This is a genomic window from Neolewinella litorea, assembly GCF_004803465.1.
GTDB lineage: Bacteria > Bacteroidota > Bacteroidia > Chitinophagales > Saprospiraceae > Neolewinella > Neolewinella litorea.
In genome coordinates this window covers 55,762-75,855 of sequence record NZ_SRSF01000012.1, presented here as the reverse complement: position 1 = coordinate 75,855, position 20,094 = coordinate 55,762, and the positions used below count along the sequence as shown (strand labels likewise).

The 20,094-nt window shown below is 59.5% G+C and carries 14 protein-coding genes; 6 read left to right on the top strand and 8 right to left on the bottom strand.

Translation table 11 applies throughout. The features are described 5' to 3' along the window. Positions 1-34: 34 nt before the first annotated feature. Positions 35-3,334 carry a coiled-coil domain-containing protein gene (locus E4021_RS16530; protein WP_136460491.1) on the bottom strand — a complete coding sequence of 1,100 codons (3,300 nt, stop codon included), beginning with the start codon at positions 3,332-3,334 and terminating at the stop codon, positions 35-37. Between the two features lie 396 nt (positions 3,335-3,730). On the opposite strand from E4021_RS16530, the gene E4021_RS16525 reads away from it, so the two are divergent. Next, positions 3,731-4,645 (top strand): PAS domain-containing protein, encoded by a 915-nt coding sequence (locus E4021_RS16525; protein ID WP_168797661.1) that lies wholly within the window; start codon positions 3,731-3,733, stop codon positions 4,643-4,645. A gap of 51 nt (positions 4,646-4,696) precedes the next feature. Here E4021_RS16525 and E4021_RS16520 read toward each other — a convergent pair whose 3' ends face one another. After that, positions 4,697-5,767: an NRAMP family divalent metal transporter gene (locus tag E4021_RS16520; RefSeq protein WP_136460489.1), complete on the bottom strand. Its 1,071-nt coding sequence runs from the start codon at positions 5,765-5,767 to the stop codon at positions 4,697-4,699. 74 nt (positions 5,768-5,841) lie between these two features. Continuing rightward, entirely contained in the window at positions 5,842-6,150 is a 309-nt protein-coding gene (locus E4021_RS16515; protein ID WP_136460488.1) for a hypothetical protein, read from the bottom strand. Positions 6,151-6,338: 188 nt separating this feature from the next. Between E4021_RS16515 and E4021_RS16510 the strand changes: the two genes are divergently transcribed. After that, positions 6,339-6,722, top strand: coding sequence for a hypothetical protein (locus E4021_RS16510; RefSeq protein ID WP_136460487.1), 384 nt, complete (start codon positions 6,339-6,341; stop codon positions 6,720-6,722). Here E4021_RS16510 and E4021_RS16505 read toward each other — a convergent pair. From E4021_RS16505 to E4021_RS16485, 5 genes are all read right to left on the bottom strand, one after another. Continuing rightward, complete coding sequence (locus E4021_RS16505; protein ID WP_136460486.1) at positions 6,719-7,837, bottom strand: COX15/CtaA family protein; 1,119 nt, start codon at positions 7,835-7,837, stop codon at positions 6,719-6,721. The two genes, E4021_RS16510 and E4021_RS16505, sit on opposite strands and share 4 nt — an antisense overlap. Before the next feature lie 461 nt (positions 7,838-8,298). Continuing rightward, on the bottom strand, positions 8,299-10,161 hold the full coding sequence (locus E4021_RS16500) for an ABC-F family ATP-binding cassette domain-containing protein (RefSeq protein WP_136460485.1): 1,863 nt from the start codon (positions 10,159-10,161) through the stop codon (positions 8,299-8,301). 54 nt (positions 10,162-10,215) lie between these two features. Next, the gene (locus E4021_RS16495) at positions 10,216-11,562 is read right to left on the bottom strand and encodes a D-alanyl-D-alanine carboxypeptidase/D-alanyl-D-alanine-endopeptidase (RefSeq protein ID WP_136460484.1); all 1,347 of its coding nucleotides are present in this window, start codon (positions 11,560-11,562) and stop codon (positions 10,216-10,218) included. Positions 11,563-11,770: 208 nt separating this feature from the next. Continuing rightward, positions 11,771-12,508, bottom strand: a complete 738-nt coding sequence (locus tag E4021_RS16490) for a response regulator transcription factor (RefSeq protein WP_136460483.1) — start codon at positions 12,506-12,508, stop codon at positions 11,771-11,773. 39 nt (positions 12,509-12,547) lie between these two features. Further along, entirely contained in the window at positions 12,548-13,963 is a 1,416-nt protein-coding gene (locus E4021_RS16485; RefSeq protein WP_136460482.1) for a sensor histidine kinase, read from the bottom strand. A 112-nt stretch (positions 13,964-14,075) separates the two neighbouring features. On the opposite strand from E4021_RS16485, the gene E4021_RS18435 reads away from it, so the two are divergent. The 4 genes from E4021_RS18435 to E4021_RS16465 all read left to right on the top strand — a co-directional run bounded on the left by E4021_RS18435 (position 14,076) and on the right by E4021_RS16465 (position 20,092). Continuing rightward, positions 14,076-14,810, top strand: coding sequence for an RDD family protein (locus E4021_RS18435; protein ID WP_136460481.1), 735 nt, complete (start codon positions 14,076-14,078; stop codon positions 14,808-14,810). Further along, entirely contained in the window at positions 14,807-15,577 is a 771-nt protein-coding gene (locus E4021_RS16475) for a sulfite exporter TauE/SafE family protein (RefSeq protein ID WP_246050319.1), read from the top strand. The genes E4021_RS18435 and E4021_RS16475 overlap by 4 nt, the downstream gene beginning before the upstream one ends. 117 nt (positions 15,578-15,694) lie before the next feature. Next, on the top strand, positions 15,695-16,894 hold the full coding sequence (locus E4021_RS16470; RefSeq protein WP_136460479.1) for an efflux RND transporter periplasmic adaptor subunit: 1,200 nt from the start codon (positions 15,695-15,697) through the stop codon (positions 16,892-16,894). Between the two features lie 9 nt (positions 16,895-16,903). After that, positions 16,904-20,092 carry an efflux RND transporter permease subunit gene (locus tag E4021_RS16465; RefSeq protein ID WP_136460478.1) on the top strand — a complete coding sequence of 1,063 codons (3,189 nt, stop codon included), beginning with the start codon at positions 16,904-16,906 and terminating at the stop codon, positions 20,090-20,092. Positions 20,093-20,094: the final 2 nt, after the last annotated feature.

The window sequence follows — 20,094 nt, the reverse complement described above, 5'->3', positions numbered from 1 at the left end:
GCAGTAAAATAACATCATGGACACGGGAAATAGTTCATAACGGTCTGGTAGACAGGGAACGAAAATATTCGTCTACCAATCCCTGGTAATAGGGTTTTAACTCCGGCGTCACCCGTTTGAACTGCTCCACTTCCGCGCGCCGCTGCCGGATATACTCTTCCAGACTGGGGGGTAATTCCCGGCGTTGTTGCTCGGCCGTCTCTGACTTACGTTTTTCATCCATCTTCTGTTCACGCTCCGCCCGTTCGTGTTCGAGCATTCGCGTGAGGATATCCTGTTGACGCATGAGTGACTCGTTGGTCAACCGTTTGTTGACCATATCTTCTTCGGCGGCGTTCATTTGCTCGATCAGTTTTTCGAGTTCGCCATCCTTACCCTGGCCATTCTGCTGCCGTTCGCGCTGTTTTTCCTCGAGGGCACGCCGCAGGGCCGCTTGCCGGGCTGCCATTTCGGCGAATTCCTTGCTGCTGCCGCCCTGCCCTTTCTCCAGTCCCTCCTTCATTTCCCGGAGCTGTTCACCTACTTCTTTCTGTCCCTCGCTGCCGGGATTTTCACTCGGCATTCCGCTTTTTTGTCCCTGCTGCCCGTCGCGGGGGTTCTGGCACTGTTGCTGCCCCTGCATCTGCCCGGCCATTTGCTGCTGCATCTGTTCCATGCTTTCACTCAGCATCAGGGCCAGGTCGTTCAGCCCCGTCATGGCGCGTTGCTGCAGGTTGGCGGCCTGGGGGGTGCGGCGTTCTTCGAGTTCGTCAACCGTTCCGCTCAGGTCGCCGCGGATCTCGGTAACTTTCTCCGTGATGAAGGATTCGATCTGGAAGTTCCGCTTGGCCAGCGCCTGTAAGGAGTCGCGGACGAGTTCAAAGTCGTTGTTGATCTGGAACTGCTGTTGCACCAGCTCCACGTAGCGGGGCGTATTGACGGTGGTCACGTTCAGCTGGTCCATCGTCTCTTCCTGGTCGAAGCTCAGATCAACGAGGTTCTCCAGCAGCTGCCGGATGGCGGCCATGTCTTCCCGGTTGCTCTCCATTTGCATGCTCTCCATGGATTCCTGCATTTGCTGGGCCATCTGCTTCATCTTCTTGGCCGCGTCCTGCTGCTTTTGCGCGCCTTTCTGCTGCTGCTGGGGCTGGTTTTGCTGGGGTTGCTGTTCGGATTGGGGTTGCTGCCCCTCCTGCTTTTCCTGTTCCTGGCTTTGTTGCTGCTCTTGCTGCTCCTGCAGTTGCTGCTCGGCCTCCTGCATGTCCTGCTTCACGGCTTCCTGCTGCTCCTGTTCCGTGTCCAGTTGCATGGGCCGCTGCAGCTCTTCATTCTTCTGCTCGGCCTGTTCCAGTTTCTCCTGGAGTTTCTCGAATTCCTCCCGCAGTTGTTCCTGTTCTTTTTTCAGTTCTTCCGGCGACTTCTCCCCCTCCAGGTTCTCCTGCGCGAGTTCTTCCTGTTCTTTGGCCAGTTCCTCCAGTTGCTCGATGGCGTCCTGCATTTCCTTTTCGACCTCCAGTTGTTTGAAGAGTTCCAGCATCCGGTCGAGTTCGGCCTCCGTTTCCTCGTCGGAGAGTTCGATGTCTTCCATCCGCTCCAGGGTTTCGTCCTTGTTCAGTTCCTCCATCAGGCGCTGGATTTCCTGCATGAGTTCCTGCAGTTCCTCGGAGACGGACTTCTCGAACATCTCCTGCAACTTTTCCTCTTTCTGGCGGATCTGCTCGTTCTCCTGGGGCTGGTTTTCCAGGTTTTCCTCAAAGGCCTGGCGGGCCTCCTCGATCTGTTCCTGCACCTGCTGCTGCCGCTCCGCGAGCTTTTCTACTTCCTTGCGGAGCTTCCAGTCGACCTCTTTTTCCTGTAGCATCTTCTCGCGCACCTTCTTGGTCTCTTCCTGGAGCTCACGCGTAGCTTCCAGGGCCTGCTGCAATTGATCCTTGATCTTGTTGTCGTTGGCTTCGGCCCGGGCGTCCATCTCTTCGCGGGTGGGCACCCGGTAGCTCATCACGGCGGTCTTGGCGCTCTTTCTTCCGTTCACGCCGTCGTTGTCGAATACCTCGAAGTAGTAGGTCAATTCGTCACCCGCTTCGAGGGGGACGTCGGTGCGCAGGTCCAATACGTGGTCGTAGCGCAGCTGCCGCGCGGTGGGGGCGTTATTTACCGGCATCCGGGCCTCCCGGGCTTCTCCCTGGGCGGGCTGTATGCGGTAGACGAAATCGAGTTGAGTGAGTCCGTAGTCGTCCGAGGCCTCCCCCACGAAGAACAGCAGCTGCTCGTCGGTAGTGTCCTGGAACGATTCCACGCTGATGCGGGGGTACTGATCGGGAATGACGGCCAGCGAATAGGTGATGGAATCGGCCATGGGGAGGTAATCGTTGCCGATGTACAGGCTGTAGCGGTCGCTACGCATGGCCCGCTTCTCAAAGCTATAAAGGTCGCGGCCGTCGCGCCGCAGCTGCCCGGTCGTGTCTTCGGAGGCGAAGCGCAGGGCGATAGTTTCCGTGTTTTCCGTATCGAAGGACCATTTCAGGCGGGTGCCCGCGGGTACCGTAAGGTCACCGATATTGGTCGTCACCTCGTCCTGCCGCCCGAGGTAGGCCGGGTAATCAAGGGCCACGGAAAACGCCGCGATGGTTGGTTTCGGCATCACCGTGAGCAGGTACTCCGGAGTGGCCACCGCGCCGGCGGAAATGCGGAAGGGCGTGTCTTCCTGGACGTTGTTGAAGGCGTAGCTGAAGGTGTTTCCGTCTTCGCGGTTGAGGCGGTAACGGTAGCCGTCCACTTCGATGAAGGCTTCGGCGGGCACGACTTCGCCCTCGGCGCGCACCGTCAGGGGGTAGCTGCCGTACTGGATGACCTGCGGGTGTGTTTCCGCCAGTACGAACCGGAAGGGCGCCGGGCGGTCAAAATTTTCGGAATTGCGAATGAGCCGACTGGTGCTGTCGCGGATGAGGCTGGGCGCGGCGACCAAAAGGAACAACAACAGCAGCAGGGGCGGGAGCGCGTACTTGAGGTAGCGGCTGTTCTGGGTGAGGTCGATGGCCGACCGGAAAGGAAGGGGGGAGATTTCCGACGATTTCTGGTCAATGGAGGCCAGCAACAAGGCATCCTGGCCTTTGTCGGCCTGTTGCCGAAGCTGCAAAACGTTGAGCAGTTTGTCCTGCACGTTCCTAAAATGGGCCCCGATAATCAGTGCCGCACGCTCGTGCGAGATGGTCGGGCCCAGGCGAAAATAGCGGGCCAGGGGGGCCGCCACCCAGGAAATGAGGGCCACACCACTGATGATCAGAAACCCGTACCAGAGAGCTTTACGGGTAGCTCCACTGAAGTAAAATTGTGATTCCAGGAGACTTATGGCCAAAAAAAGCAACAAAATCAGCCCCGTACAGTACAAAATGCCGCGGATTGCACTATTTATATAGTACTTACGGATAAATTCATCCAATTTGGTGATCAGCAGTTCATAATTGTTTGTCGGGACCATAGTAGCGTAGACTTACGGGTAGCCAAGGCAGGTGGACGAAACTTAGTTTGGCTTTCCCCAAAGTACAACGTACGAAACGGTAAAAGTATTTATGCCCCCCCAGGCTAGGCAATAAATGTGTGAAAACATATACCTTTGCTTAAGCGCGGGCCCTAACCGGTCAAACTTTGATGCTGACCTGCCGTTTTGTCTTCTGACTTATCTGACCTGCCGGTTAGCAAAAGGCTATAATCAGGGACTCCGAGATGAATGTTTTGCCTTAAATCCCGATTTATGCAGCCCCTCACTCCACCGCAAATAATGGCTCTAGCCAACAAGGTGGTGAGCCATGGAGAATCAGATTTACTTTGCCTTAATCAGGAAGGACGGGTTCGCTATGCGAACAAGAAAGCCTGCACGACCCTGGGGTACTCCTACGAGGACATGGTAGGCAAATCGGCCGGTGACTACACCCCGGACTGGACCCCGGCCTCCTGGAAGGCCCACTTCCAACGCACCATCCAGAACGGTGACGACCACATCTACAGCCACCACCAGAATAACTCCGGAATCAGCTATCCGGTAGAATTACTCAGCGTACCCTACATCGTTAACGAGACCAACGAACAGCTGATCTGTTCCCTGGTCCGTTCCGTTGAACAGAGCGAGCGCTACATCCGGATGATGGGCAACGTGGAGAGCTCATTCTGCATCGGCAGTTTCGACCTCGACGTAGTTAACCAAAGCATGATCGCGAGCCACAACCTCAAAGCGATCATGGGCACCAAGGAAGAGGACGAGTTGCAGCCCCGCAACATCGTTGACCGGCTGCGCAAGGAAGACGTGACCCGCTGGATGGCCCACCTGGAAAACCTGATGAAGGGATTTTACCGGGTGGATGAGAACTTCTTCATCCGCATCGCCGCCGAACGCGAGGTTCTCATGCGCGTGGTGATGTGGTCCAGGCTGGAGCATGGTACAGTGACCGGCATCACCGGCCACTACGAGATCATCGAGGAGTCCGGTAAGGAAAGTATGATCAGCCTCGACGAAAGCCAGCGGCGGCACATCATCCGCGCCCTGCGCTATACCAACGGTCGCGTGACGGGCCCCAACGGCGCCGGACGGCTGCTGAAAATCAACGGCAAGACCCTGTTCGCCCGGATGAAGAAGCTCAACATCCACCGGGAAGACTACACGCAGCGCTAACCACCCAGCCCGGCGTTTAAACGCCGGCCCCGGCACCCGCGCGCCGCGCCCCTACAACAACGATAGCAGAAAAGCGCCCGTCTGGTACACCAGAAAGAGCAGCACGCCGGCGCCTATCAGATTTTGCCACCAGCTGTTCACCTGATCGCCCAGCAGGGATCGGCGGTTGGCCAGCAAGAGGATGACGAGGGCGATGAAGGGCAACAGCAAGCCGTTTATGATCTGGGCCAGCAGGATGACGCCCACGATATCCAGTTTCAGGAGTGCCACCAGCAGCCCCACCCCGAGTACCAGTGCCCAGGTAAGGCGGAAGGCCCGACCGTCGTTCTGCCAGGCGGCATCTCCGCTCAGCAGGCCGCGCCCCGCCATGGCCGCGGCGAAGGGGGCCGTGGTAGCCGAACTGAATCCGGCCGCAAACAGGCCTAGCGCCAGTACCAGACGGCCGTATTCCCCGAGGGTGAGCTGCAAACCGTCCGCGAGGTCACCGAAGGAATGGAAGGCCACCGCCGTGGAGCCGACGATCACGATGGAGGCGGTGATGAGCCAGCCAATGCCGAAAGACAGGAGGAGCCCCCGGCGCATTTCGGGAAGCTCCCCGTCGTGACCGAGGCCGGCGGCCAAAAAGAAATTGTAGGGAACGATCGTGGTGCCCAACAGTCCGAGCAGGACCGTAGCATTGATGGGGGCGTAAACGCGGTCAGTACCGGCCGGCCCCCATAGAATGAGGGCCGCGGCGACTACGAAAAGAATGCCCATGAGGGCCACCACCGCCGCCATCACCTTCCCGATGCGGTCGGCGCTGCCCGTCCACATAAGCGCCACGATCGCCGCAGCGAAAGGCAGCAGCCACCAGCGGCTGAAGGGAAAGAGCAACTGAAGTCCGCCAAGAGCCCCCAGCAGGTTACCGGCCTGGTAGGCCATGCAGCCGAACGCTACGCCGGCGAAGAGCAGGGGGGGCAGCCAACGGGCGGTGCGGGTGAGGTGTACCCCGAGCGGCTGCCGGCTCACGATGGTGACCCGCGCGGCCATCTCCATGAAGACGTATCCCGCCACGGCCGCCAGCAGGACGAACGGCAGATAGGCCATTCCTCCGTCCGTGCCGGCGCGGGTGGCGGTGGCCACCGTCCCGGGACCGATGAAGGCCGCCGCGATCAGGGTCCAAACGACGGCGCGGCCCCAGGAGGATGGTTTGATGGTCAGTTGACTTTAGTAAGCCACAGTTTACGGAGTTCGTGGCGGATTTGCCGTTCCTGGCTCAGGTCAATGTAGCTGTGCAGGGGGTATTCGCATTCGCCACAGCGGTGGTAGATGGCGAAGTCGCCGCAACCGTTGATGTAAATGCGGTAATCGCCATCGGCGGGATCCTCGTTGCGGCAGCGATTACAGCGCGCCATCTTGCGGGCGTAGTGCCAGAGAAAATCATGATGGTCACGCAGGTGGAGGGCCAGCTCGCGCTGGGTGATCCGGATCTCAGTCGTCCGGGTCAGGGGTCGGGTAGAATACATTACGGGGTAAAATAATTTGGGCACCAAAGGGTACGCACGTCAATAACATTATCCACCCACAATAACGCGATAAAAACAGGAGTAATTATCCTGAAACCCAAAATAAAATTGGGCGATTTATTTTTTAGCGGAGTCCCGACAAGCAAGGGTGACCCGGCAACCCCGACGGCAAAATGTGTTGTAAGGGTATGATCCTGTTACTGCACACGCTGATCGAGGCCGTCGTTGCCTTTCTCTTTCTGTTCTATCCCGAGGCCGGGGACCTGGTGCCCGGTTTCGGCACTTCCGAAGGGCCGAGTTTCGAACTGCTGATGAAAATGTACGGGCTCTCCGCCCTGTACCTGTCCGGACTGAGCGCCTGGGCCTTCTTCCGCCGCACCGATACTCCGACCTTCCTGCTGGTGACGCTGAGCCTGAGCCTCTATCATTATTTGATGATCCTCGTCCAGACGGTCTACAACCCCGATTCCCGGGCCGCGCTGCTGCATTTCCTGCTTGCCATCTTCCTCACCGCCCAGTATCTCGGACGGCGCCGGGAGGGCTGGACGGAGCATCAATCGCGGCCGGATTAAACCGCCAAATTTTTTTGTCGATTGTTTTCCACCACTTTCTCCACAGGGTGCAAAGGGCGCCCCGGCTGGAACAGATAGTTGATGTATACCACCAGCGCCACGACCGCAATGGCGGTGAACTGGTGGGCCACGCCGAGGCCTACGGGTACCTGCCCGACGCTGTTCACCACCGTGGCAATCCCCAGTATGGCCTGAGTTATCAACAGGCTTATCAACAGGGTATTGGCCCGCTGCAGGCGGGTATCGGAGATGCGCTTGTAGCAGCGATAAACGAAGTATAACGCAATGACTATCAGTGAGTAAGCCGTCATGCGGTGCAGCAGCTGAAAGAGCGCCGGCTGGAAGAGGCTCGACTCGTAGCGGACGAGGTTTTCCACCGTCCAGGCTCCGGCATCCAGGAGCACCGGCGGAATGAAGCGGCCGTTCATGTCCGGCCAGGTAGGGTAGGGCAGCGCCGCCCGCGCGCCACTCATCACGCCGCCGAGCAGCAGCTGGACCGCGAGGACTCCATTCAGGGCCCAACGCCAACTTTCCACGCCGGAATGTGGAAAACCGGAGATCCGCGGGCGAATGACTTTCAGCGTCACCCAAAGCAGGTAGGAGAACAGCGTGATGCCCAGCGCGAGGTGTAGCGTGAGCTTGTACGCATTGACCCACGGGCGGTCGATGAGCCCGCTGGCGACCATGATCCAGCCGAAGCTGGCGGCCAGCGCGGCGAGGAGCACCACGACGCCCAAACGGCGCATCAGGGGCGGGTCGAGGTAGCCGCGCCGCCAGAAAATGACGAAGCCGACGGCGAAGACCAAGCCCATCGTCCGCGCCCACTGCCGGTGGAACCACTCCCAGAAGTAAATGAACTTGAAGTCGGCGAGGGTGATGTCGGCGAAGATCTGGGCGTACTGGGGCGACTGCTGGTACTTCTCGAACTCCACCTGCCAGTCGGCGGCGTTCAGGGGCGGTACGGCGCCGCTGAGCACCTCCCACTCCGTAATCGAGAGCCCCGATTCGGTCAGGCGGGTGATGCCGCCGATCACGATCTGCCCGACGATCATCACGAGCCCCACGAGCAGCCAGATTTTGACGGACCGGGGGTAGCTGCGCAGCGATTTTCCCATGCTCTTAATAGTTATAAACCTTTAAAAAAATTTAAATCCCTTCATCGTTATTAGGGGTGTGGAAAGCGGGAGAAAGAGGGCGGCGGAAGTTTGGATAATCCGGATTCCACCCCCGGGCCGGCATTCTCCACCGGTAGTACACACCCTAACAAGCCGACTATCAAAGGGATTCACCGTTTGTCCACATTTAGGGAAAGGGGCGCGGCGTCGATAACTTTTATGACACTGCGCTGGGGATTACGCGGACCGCCCGGTGAAAAGTCGGTGCAAAACGAATGTGGAAAGCTGTGGAAATGTGGATAACTGGCCGAAAAAGGCGGACTTTTCTCCTATGCTGTGGATAACTACCCCTTTCTGCACGGTTTTCCACCGTTGGGGTGGGGAAAACCCACCATTGTAATCGGCTGATGGACAGACCGGTTACGGGGGTGTCAATTTGACGTGTGGAAAACCTCCGGGCCTTATTCGCCCACGAGTTCCATCCATTCCAGTTCCTTTTCCTCGATCATTTCGTTGATCTCGGCCAGTTCGCGGCCCAGGTCGGCGATCTTTTCCGGCGTCAGGCCATCCATATTGTTGAACTGGGCGTTGATGGCGGTCTTGCGGGCTTCCAGTTTCCCGATCTGCCCCTCCACCCGGCGGATGGCCTTGCGCTGTTCGTGACTGATGGGGGTTTCGGGAGTGGTGGGCGCGGCCGCGGGTGCCGCGGTCTTCGGAGCGGCCGGGGCCTGTTGGTTCTCCAACCGCAGCTGCTCGCGGTATTCGGTGTAGAGTCCGTTCCAGTCGCGGATCCGTCCTTCTCCTTCGAAGATGAAGAGGTGGTGGGCCAGCTTGTCGAGGAAGAAGCGATCGTGACTTACTATGAGTACGCAGCCGGGGAAGTCCAGAAGGAAATCTTCCAGCACGTTCAGCGTCATGATGTCGAGGTCGTTCGTCGGTTCGTCCAGGATGAGGAAGTTGGGGTTCTTCATCAGGATGGTGAGCAGGTACAGGCGGCGGCGTTCTCCGCCGCTGAGTTGACTCACGTAGACCTGCTGCTGCTTGCTGTTGAACATGAAGCGTTCCAGGAGACCGCGGGCGGTGAGCTTCAGCCCCTTTTCCAGGGGGATGTACTCGGCGATTTCCCGCACCACGTCGATCACCCTCATGTCTTGGGCCAGGTTGATGCCTTCCTGGGTGTAGTAGCCGAAGTGGGTGTTGGAGCCGTGGACCACCTTACCGGTGTCCGGCTCAAGTTCTTTGGTCAGCATGTGCAGGAGGGTGGATTTGCCGGCCCCGTTGCGGCCGACGATGCCTACGCGCTCCCCTTTCTGGAATTTGTAGCTAAAGCCCTTGACCAGTTGGTTGTCGCCGTAGGATTTGCTGATGTTGTGGGCCTCCAGGATCTTGCTTCCGAGGCGCTGTCCCTTGATCTCCAGCGTGAGTTCTTCTTCCTTGCGGAAGCTGCCGACCTTGTTTTTAAGCTCACTGAAGGCGCTCAGGCGGCTTTTCGCCTTGGTACCGCGGCCGCTGGGCATGCGCCGCACCCATTCGAGCTCCTGCTTCATGCGCTTGCGGTCCTTGTCCAGTTCGGCCGATTCGGTTTCCTCGCGAGTGGCTTTCTTGTCCAGGAAGTCGGAATAGTTGCCCGTATAGTGATAGATGTTGCCACCTTCGAGTTCAATGATGCGGTTGCAGACCCGCTCCAGGAAGTAGCGGTCGTGCGTGACCATAAGCAGGGTGAGGTTGGGCGACTGCAGCCACTCTTCCAGCCATTCGATCATGTCCAGGTCAAGGTGGTTGGTCGGCTCATCAAGGATGATCAGGTCGGGTTCGTCGATGATGAGCTTGGCCAAGGCTACCCGCTTGCGCTGGCCACCGGAGAGGGTATCCACGCGCTGGTTGACGTCGTGAATATTCAATTTGCTCAGTACCTCCTTGATGCGGGCCTCGATGTCCCAGGCCTGCAGACGGTCCATGGTGGCCAGGGCATCCTGCAGAAGCTGGGGATGGTCCGTGCGGTAGAGGGCGGATTCGTAATCGCGTACCGCGCGCACCAGCTCACTGTCGCTGTCGAAAACGGCGTCCATCACCGTGGCATTTGCGCCGAAGTCGGGTTCCTGGGGCAGGTAGGCCATGCGGGCCTCCTTGTGCACGTAGACGCTGGAGCCGACGCCCTCGGGCTGGTCGATGCCGGCGGCTACGCGCAGGAGGGTCGACTTGCCGGTGCCGTTCTTGGCCACCAGGGCTACTTTGGTGTTTTGCGCGACCTGCAGGTCGACCTGGTCGAAGAGTACTTTTTCGCCGTAGATCTTAGAGACCCGTTCGAGTTCGAGGTATACCATGGGGTACGATTTTGGGCCGCAAAGATGCGGATAAATGCAGTCGCGGCCGGGGGTTCAGAGGTTGTCGTATACCCAGCCCAGGGTGTTCTCCATCTCCCGGTAGTAATCGGAGGTGCGCCCCATCACGTTATTGTGCAGGAAGCTGAAGGCCAGCCAGCGACCGGAGCGGCAGCGGACCAGACCGCTTACGCAGGTTACCCCGCTGAGGGTTCCGGTTTTGGCCCAGACGAAGGTTTCGGGTCGATTGGTGAAGCGACGTTCGAGCGTGCCGTTCACGCCCCCGGCGGGCAGCAGTTCGCGGAGGCGGTCGCGGCCCACGGCCCGGTCCAGCGCTGTAAGGAGCTGGGTAAGCTGGCGCGGTTTGACAAGGTTGTAGCGACTTAGTCCGCTGCCGTCGGCGAAGCGGACATCCCCCAGTTGCATAGCTACGAAGAGGGTATCCGTGACGTACTCAAAAAAGGTCTCCTCGTCGGGCCAGCCGTAGCGGTGGGTTGCGGCGAGCAGGATCAGCTGTTCGGCGAGGAAGTTATCGCTGCCCTGCAGCATCTTTCTGTACAGGGTGTCGGGCAGGGTTACGCTGACTTGCCGCAGTTCGCTCCGGGGGGGGCGGGGGGCGGTACCGAGCTGTACGTCGAGGTGGGGGAAAGCCTCCCGGAGTTGGCCCACTACGAAGGGCGGCGAAACGCTCAGGGGGCGTTCCAGGGGAAAATTGCCGGGGTGGTAAAAATTGTAACCGACGGTGAACTGGTTACTGCCTTCGCGACGGGAGATCGCCCGGGGCTGGGCGGCATTCTGGATCAGGCCGGCGGCTACGCCGGGCGGGGAGCCGAACAGCCCGGTGGTGGTATCACCGGTGTCGGGACCGCGGTAATCGAGGAACAGCCGGTTGCCGTATACCGGCAGGGAAGATCGTTCGTAGACGTAGCCGTAGTTGTAGTCGTCCCAGCTCCAGCCGGCTCCGTAGCGCGGTACCTCTTCCGCTGCCGGGAGGTTATAGATCAGGGTACCCGACCGGTCGGCCAGCCAACCCCGCAGGGTATCATATGTGTAGAAAGAAGGGTGCAGGAGCAGGGGATAGCCGGTGCCCCATATGTCGGTCGTGTCGCCGCCGCCATCGTGGTAGTACAGGGCCGGTGCCGCGTCGGACAGTTCGCGTTGGGCTACGTAGTAGGTGAGCAACTTGACGTTGCTGGCGGGCACGAAGTAGCGCTCGGAGTTGTAGCCGTAGATCGGCTCGCCGGTGTCGAGGTCGGCGAGGGAAAAACCGGTATGTCCTTCCGAAAAAGAGGAGTTCCACCGGATCAGGTTGTCCAAAGTGGAGGTCAAGAGCCGGGGACTGATGTCCTGGGCGGAGGCAACCGTGAGAAAAGCCGAAAATGAACAGAGAAAAAGAAAGCGCATGGTCTTGGAACAATAAAAAAAGCCGAAGCGCGGAGGCTTCGGCCGATAAAATTATAATCCCAAAAACTAGTTGATAGAACGTCGCCGGAACGTCGCCCATTATCTGTCGGAGGCAATAACCCCACGAGTTGTTCTCATACCGTGACAAAACAACAGTTTGTCACCTGAGGGTATCTGATATTAATGCTTTAACAGTCGCGAAGGGTATTTATCCTTCCTGTTCGTCGCGCACCAGCAATTGAAAGCCGTTACCGTGGATGTTGACGATTTCGATGGAGGAGTCGGGCTTCAGGTACTTGCGCAGTTTGGTGACGAATACGTCCATGGACCGCGCCGTGAAGTAATTGTCTTCGCCCCAGATCTTCGTCAGGGCCTCGCTGCGGCTCAGGATGTCGTTTTTGTTGATGGCGAACAGGCGCAGGAGCTGGGCTTCCTTGGGACTGAGTTTATCCTTGCTCTTCTGGCCGTTTTCGTCGGTAAAGGTGAGGATGCGCAGGGGGAAGTTGAAGTGGAAATTGCCGAACTCGAAATCGGTCTGTTCCTCCTTCGGGTCGGTGGGCGTCTGGCTGCGACGAAGAATAACGTTGATGCGGGCCAGCAATTCCTCGCTGTTGAAGGGCTTGGTGATGTAATCGTCGGCCCCGAGTTCGAAGCCGTTGAGGACGTCGTCCTTCATGGCCTTGGCGGTCAGGAAGATGATGGGGGTCTGGGCGTCGTTCTCCCGGATCTTCTTGGCCAGTTCGAAACCGCTTAGGCGGGGCATCATCACGTCGAAGATGCAGAGGTCCCACTCGCCGCGGCGGTAGGCTTCCAGACCGGCTACGCCATCGGTGGCCAGGGTGACGTCGTAATCGTGGGCTTCCAGGTAAGACCTCAGTACGTCGCCAAAATTGCGGTCGTCCTCTACGAGGAGTAGTTTGGCTTCGATGGGGTTGGAATCGCTCATTGCATGGGTGCTTTAAATACTAATGGTATCGATATGCTTTTAATCGGGCTGTCGGTAAGGAAAGGTGACGATAAAACTGCTGCCCTTTCCGAGCTCGCTCTTTACCTCGATACTTCCGCCGTGTACCTCGGTAATCGTTTTAACGTAAGAAAGGCCCAATCCGAACCCTTTAACATCGTGGCGATCACCCGTATGTACCCGGTAAAAACGGTCGAAAATGTTTTTTCGTGCTTCGCGGGTCATTCCTAAGCCCTGGTCGGCCACCGTTACCTGCACGCCGCGGGCCACATTTGTAGTGGTTACGGTGATGCGCGGGGCGTCCGGGGAATATTTATTCGCATTATCCAGCAGGTTATTAATCAGGCTGGAAAGGTGCGTCAGGTCGCCCTCCACCACGGAGGGGTCGGCGCGCAGATCGGTAGTAACGGTGCCGCCGCGCGGTTCCACCTGAAGGCAGATATATTCCACGGCGCTCTGTACTACTTCGTTAAGGTCCACGGCAGTCAGGTTAAGATTCAGGCGCGATTTATCGAGTTTTGCCATCTGCAGGACCTTTTCTACCTGATCGTTCATCCTTTTGTTCTCCTGTTTGATGATCCGGGCGAAGCGCTGAACCTTCGTAGGGTCGCCGCTGATGCGCGGACTGACGATGCTGTCGGTAGCCAGGGAGATGGTGGCGATGGGCGTTTTGAACTCGTGCGTCATGTTGTTGATGAAGTCGGTCTTCATTTCCGAGACCTTCTTCTGCATCAGGATGACGTAGATCGTATAGATGAAGCAGCCCAGGATGATGAGCACGAAGAGCAGGCTGACGGCGAAGTTGCCGTAGAGCGAACTGTAGATGACACTGTTCTTATCGGGGCTGTAGGCCCTGATCTCACCGGGTACCGTGGCGTCTTCGTCGAAGAGGCTCACGACGTAGTCGCCGTGCATCAGATCCTGATGGCGGGAGGTATCGGACCCGGCCGGCGACAGCAACCGGCCGTTGCGGGAGATGAAGCGTTGCTGGCGGGTATCGTAGATGCCGTATTCCAGGGGGTCGTTGACGCCCGCGTTGCGGAGTTCCTTCATCAACTTCTGGTGGATGGCCTCGCGGTCGATCCTTTCATCCAGGTTACGGTTGGCGAACTGGGCGCGCAGGCGGAAAGAGTTGGGGCTGATGCGGATGGAACGGGTGCTGAGTAATCCTGGTGAGCGGGTGCCGATGAGGAGTTCGCCGTAGAGGCCGTCGGGTACCCCGCCGGCATAGCCGTTGTTCAGGGTGAGGCGGATTTCATCTTCCTCGTCGTCCTCGACCTCGTCGGCCACTTTCTTCAGGGCACTCTGAATGGCTCGGTCGTAGCGTTCCTTGTTCACTTCCAGTCCGGTCTGGATCAGACGCAGCTGAAGGATGATGAGACCTACAATGGCCGTCACGATCAGGCCGATGATGAGGTATATCGATTTCTTACTCATGGGGTGGAAAGGCTGCAGCGGGAAGACGGGCAGAAAATAGTACGCGCGGAGGCCTGGCTAGTATACAGCACGGTAATGCCTTTAAAGGTTTAGTAACTTTGGCGTCATCCAGATGCCGTCCGTCACCATCCATACCACCCAGAATGTCAGCATCGACTGCGAAACGGCGCGCATTGGCACCCGTATCGGGGCCTGGCTGATCGACGCGGTGGTACTATTGGTAGCTTACCTCGTGGTACTCTACACGGCCGAGCAGTTCGGTTCGGGGTTTAACCGCGAGGTGGCCCTTCGCCTGGGGCCGATTTTCTGGGCGGTGCTCTACTTCTTCGTTTCGGAGTGGCTGGGGAGCGGGCGGACGGTCGGCAAACGCCTGCTCCACCTGCGGGTGATCCGGCTGGACGGCGAGGAGCTCACCCCGGCGGACCACCTGACCCGGGCGCTCTTCCTGCTTCCCGACGTACTTTTTACCGCCGGTACGCTGGCCCTACTGTTCATCACCACCGGCGGGCGCAGTCAGCGGCTGGGCGACATCGTGGCCCGCACGGTCGTCATACAGGATGATCCGGCCGCCGACCTCAGTCTGGCCGACGTACTTACCATCCGCAACCGTGAGCAGCACCGGGCCCGCTATCCGGCTGTGCAACGGCTTGCCGAAGCGGATATGCTCACTGTACAGGAATGCCTCCTGCGCTACCGCCGCTACCGCAACGCCGCCCACCGGGAGGCCGTACAGCTGGCCGGAGCGCGGCTGGCCGGTTTGCTGGGCATCGATCCGGAGGAAGCCGCAGCGGACGCCGAGCAGTTTCTGGAGACCCTTTTGCTGGACTATATCGTACTTACCCGTTGATCGTCGACTACCTCATTGCCCTGGTTGGCTCCCTGCTGGCCGGCGGCATCAATACCCTGTCCGGCAACGGAAGCGCCATCACCCTGACCATCCTCATGGAGGTCCTCGGCCTGCCGGCCGACGTGGCCAACGCCACCAACCGCGTCGGCATCGTAACCCAGAGCGCGGCCGGTACCTGGGCCTTCCAGCGGGGCGGGCGACTGTCGCTTTCCGACCAGCACCGCCGCGACATGTGGGGCATCATTCTGGTAGCCACCCTGGGTGCGCTGGTGGGCATTTGGCTGAGTCTGGTCGTCGATAACGCCACTTATCGGTCCATTTTCCGCTACCTGCTGTTCGTGATGCTACTGGTCGTACTGGTGAACCCCAAGCGGTGGCTGCGCACCGAACCGGCCAAGAAACCCCTCTCGCTCTGGATTGCCGTACCGGCCTTTTTCGCTCTTGGTATCTACGGCGGCTTCATCCAGATGGGCATGGGGATCTTTTTCCTGGCCCTGATGGTACTGGTGGCCAAGTACGAGATCATCCAGGCGAATGTGGTCAAGGGCATCGTAGTGCTGATCTATACCGCCGTAGCGGTGGCTATCTTTGCCTGGCGCGGATTGATCGACTGGGAGATCGGGCTGCTTATGGCCATCGGGCAGACGGTGGGCGGGTACCTGACGGCCCGACACGCGGCCAACCACCCGCGGGCCGGTGTCTGGGCCTACCGATTGCTTATCTTAGTGATCGTGGGTGCGCTGGCCAAGGCATTCTGGCCCTTTTGACCCGATACGGCACCCGCGTCCGCGCCCCCTTGATGTTGTATTGATCCACCGGTTGCAACCCAACTTCATTCCGCCGGTTTCCTACCTGTCACCCCGGCCCACCCCAATCCAGCAGTTATGAAAAACAAGACCGTAAGAAACGTACTAAAATTCCTGCTGGGTGCCGGCATCATTGCGCTCGGGTTTTTCGGCATGCGCTACCTATCTTCCCTTAAGGAGGAGGCCCCGCGGCGTCCGGTGGAAAAGCGGGTCCGTACCGTGGAAACCCGCACGGTGAACAACGCCGATATCGCTACCACCCTGGATGTACAGGGGCGCTTGCAGGCCTACAACAAGATTGAACTCTACAGCGAAGTGGGTGGCATGGTGGAAGAAACCGGCCGGCCGCTGAAGGAGGGTACCTACTTTCCCAAGGGGGAGGTGATCCTGCGCATCGACGACACCGAGCCCCGCCTCAACCTGCAGGCCCAGAAGGCCACGCTGTTGAACTCGATCGCCCAGATCATGCCCGACCTGAAGATCGACTACCCCGAAAGCTTTCCGGCCTGGGAGACCTACCTGGACAACTTCAACGTGGACGAGCCCCTGCCTCCGCTGCCCACGGCCGCCGACCAGCGGGAAAAGCTGTTCGTGGCCGGACGTAACCTCTTTACCCAGTACTACAACATCAAGAGCCTGGAGGAACGCCTGAGCAAATACCTGATCCGAGCCCCCTTTGCCGGAGTGCTCACGCAGGTGATGATCGATCGCGGGGCGGTGGTACGGCCCGGTCAGGCGCTCGGCGAACTCATGGCCACGGGCTATTACGAACTGGTGGCCACGGTACCCCTTTCCGACCTGAGCTACCTGCAGACGGGGGGTAAGGTGGACCTCTATAGTGAGGACATCGACGGCCGCTGGACGGGCACCATTCGCCGCATCAGCGACCAGATCGACGAGGGCTCGCAGACGGTGGAAGTCTACATCGGCGTCAGCGGCGAAGGCCTGCGCGAAGGCATGTACATGCGCGGGGAGGCCGCCGCCCGCACCCTGGACAACGTGGTGGAGATCGACCGCACGCTGCTCATCGACGAGCAGCAGGTGTACGTGGTGCGCAACGATTCCCTGCTCTCCCTGCAGCCCGTCACCGTGCGCAAGGCCAACCGCCGCACGGCGATCGTGAGCGGCCTGTCCGACGGCGACCAGCTGCTCACGAGCACGGTACCCGGTGCCTTTGACGGCATGCTGGTACGTATCGCCGAGCCCACGGATACCAGCACCCCCGCCGCCGCGGCCGCCGCCGACGGGGGCTCGGAACTATCCAGCAGCCTTAAGTAAGCCGTAACCATGAGAGGATTTATTCACTACTTCATCAAGTACCCGGTCGCGGCCAACCTCATCATGTTCGGACTGCTCCTCATGGGAGGGGTGAGCCTGCTGCAGATGAAGTCCACTTTCTTTCCGGAATTTGCCAGCCGCACCATTACCATCCAGGTGATCTACCCCGGCGCCAGCCCCGAGGAAGTAGAGGAGGGCATCGTCAACAAAATCGAGGAAAACCTCAAGGGCCTGACCGGCATCGAACGCTACACCAGCGTGAGCTCGGAGAACAGCGGCAACATCACCGTGGAGGTGCTCAAGGGCTACGACACCGACCTGGTGCTGCAGGAAGTGAAGAACGAGGTAGACCGCATCAACAGCTTCCCGGTGGGGATGGAACCCCCGGTAATTTTCAAACAGGAACGGCTCGGGCGGGCCATCACCTTCGCGCTGTCCGGCGAGGGCGTGAGCCTGAGTGCCCTCAAAGCGGCCGCTCGTCAGGTTGAGGACGACCTGCTGGCCATGGAGGGCATCTCCAAGGTAGAGCTTGCGGGCTTCCCCAACGAAGAGATCGAAATCGCCTTCCGGGAGGCGGACCTGCAAGCCTACGGACTCACCTTCCAGGAAGCGGCGGATGCCGTGCGGCGCACCAACGTGGACATCACTGGCGGAACGGTAAAGGGCGTCAAGGAAGAACTCCTGCTGCGCGCCCGCAACAAGGAATACTACGCCGACGGACTTAAAGACATCGTGGTGAAGACCACGCCGGAGGGGGGCACGGTGCGCCTCAGCCAGGTGGCCACCGTGCGCGACCGCTGGGCCGACCAGCCCAACCGCACCTACCTCGACGGAACGCCCAGCGTGAGCATCAACGTGCAGAATACCCTGGAAGAGGATATGCTTACCATCACCGATATGGTGAAGGGGTACATCGAACGCTTCAACGAGGAAAACCTGACCATCCAGGCCACCGTGATCAGCGACGCCAGCGTGACCCTGCGGCAGCGGATGAATACCCTGCAGACCAACGGAATACAGGGGTTCGTGATCGTGGCCCTGCTGCTGGCGGTCTTCCTGCACTGGCGATTGGCCTTCTGGGTAGCGCTGTCGATCCCGATCAGCTTTGCGGGCATGTTCATCATCGCCAACGCCCTTGACGTGACGCTCAACGTCATCTCCCTCTTCGGTATGATCATCGTGATCGGCATCCTGGTCGACGACGGCATCGTGATCGGGGAAAACATCTACAGCTACCACGAGAAGGGACTGCCACGGGTGAAAGCGGCGTTGGACGGCACAATGGACGTACTCGGCGCGGTATTCGCCGCCATCATCACCACCGTCATCGCCTTTTCCAGCTTCTTCTTCCTGGACGGCAGCCTGGGTGATTTCTTCCTGGAGATGGCAATAGTGGTCATTTTCTCTCTGATCTTCTCCCTGGTGGAGGGGGCCGTCATATTGCCTACCCACATCGCGCATTCCCGGGCACTCGACAAGGATAATAAGCCCAACTGGCTGCAGCGGCGGTTCGACGGGCTGATGAACCTGCTGCGCGACCGGATGTACGCGCCGGTCCTGAACTGGACCATGCGCTTCAAATTTCTTACGCTGGCGATCTGCGTGGCCGTGCTCTTTCTGAGCGTCGGTTTGGTTGGTGGCGGCTTCGTTAAGACCACCTTCTTTCCCATTATCGAGAGCGACGACGTAGCCGTGACCCTGCAGATGCCCGCCGGAACGCCCGAAGACAAGACGCGGGAGATACTCCAGCGCATACAGGCGGCGGCCCAGCGCGTCAACGAACGCATGAGCGCCGAGGTCTTTGACGACGGCCGCGAGGTCGTCGAACGAATTGAGATCCGCCTTGGCCCTACCACCTACCAGGGTTCGGCGACCATCGCCCTGCTGCCCGGCGAGGAGCGCGGCGACCTGGCCCTGCGGGACGTACAAAACGCCATCCGCGAGGAAGTCGGCCCCATCGAGGAGGCGGAGATTCTCAGTTACGGCGGGCGCTCGTTCTTCGGCAAGCCCGTTAGTGTGAGCCTGGTGGGCAACAACATCGAGGAACTGGAAAAGGCCACCGAAGACGTCAAGGCCGAACTGGAGCAGATGGCCGAACTTACCGACGTGGTCGACAACGATCAGGAAGGCCTGCGGGAGATCAACATATCCCTCAAGGACAAGGCCCGCTACCTGGGCCTGGACCTGCAGGACATCGTCGGGCAGGTGCGTGCCGCCTTCTTCGGGGCCGAGGCCCAGCGCCTGCAGCGCGGAGAAGACGAGGTGCGCGTGTGGCTGCGGTACGGCGAGGACAGCCGCCGCAGCCTGGCCGACCTGAACAACATGCGCATCCGGGTGGCCGGCGGCGGGGCCTATCCGGTCTCCGAGATTGTTAACCTGGAGCCGCAGCGGGGCGTCATCGCCATTAACCACACGGACGGCAAGCGCGAGGTGAAGGTGGAGGCGGACATCGCCGACAACTCCGTATCCGTAACCGACGTCAACGCGCTGGTGGCCGACGAGATCATTCCCCGGGTACTGCGTAACTACCCCGGCGTTTCCACGGTAGCCGACGGACAGGTACGCAACCAGCAAAAAACGGCGGCCTCCCTGCAGATCGTCCTGCCGGTGGTGCTGGGATTAATGTTCTTCGTAGTGGCGCTAACTTTCCGGTCGATCGGACAGGCGAGTCTGCTATTCTTCCTGCTGCCGTTCGGACTGATTGGCGTGATCCTCGGCCACTGGCTGATGGGCAAGCCCATTTCCCTTTTCTCCGGCCTGGGGATTATCGCCCTGGTGGGCATCATCGTCAACGATGGCCTGGTCTTCATTGCCACCTACAACGACAATATCCGCAGTGGAATGAATATGATGGAGGCCCTCAACGAAGCCGGCCGCAGCCGCTTCCGGCCCATCCTGCTTACTTCGGTGACTACCTTCGCCGGTCTGGCCCCCCTGCTGCTCGAAAAAAGCCGGCAGGCGCAGTTTCTCATTCCCATGGCCATTTCGGTGGCGTTCGGATTGCTGGCGGCCACCGTCGTACTGTTGTTGTTGCTGCCTTCGTTGATCGTTCTCCTCAACCGCGGAAGGGTGAGCGTCAAGCGTATGACCAGCGGGCAACGCCCCGAATACCACGAGGTGGAGCCGGCCTTCAAGGAACTCGAAGAAGGCGGGTACGACCCCGACAAGCCGATCGGAATCACCCGGGTAGAGCAATAGCA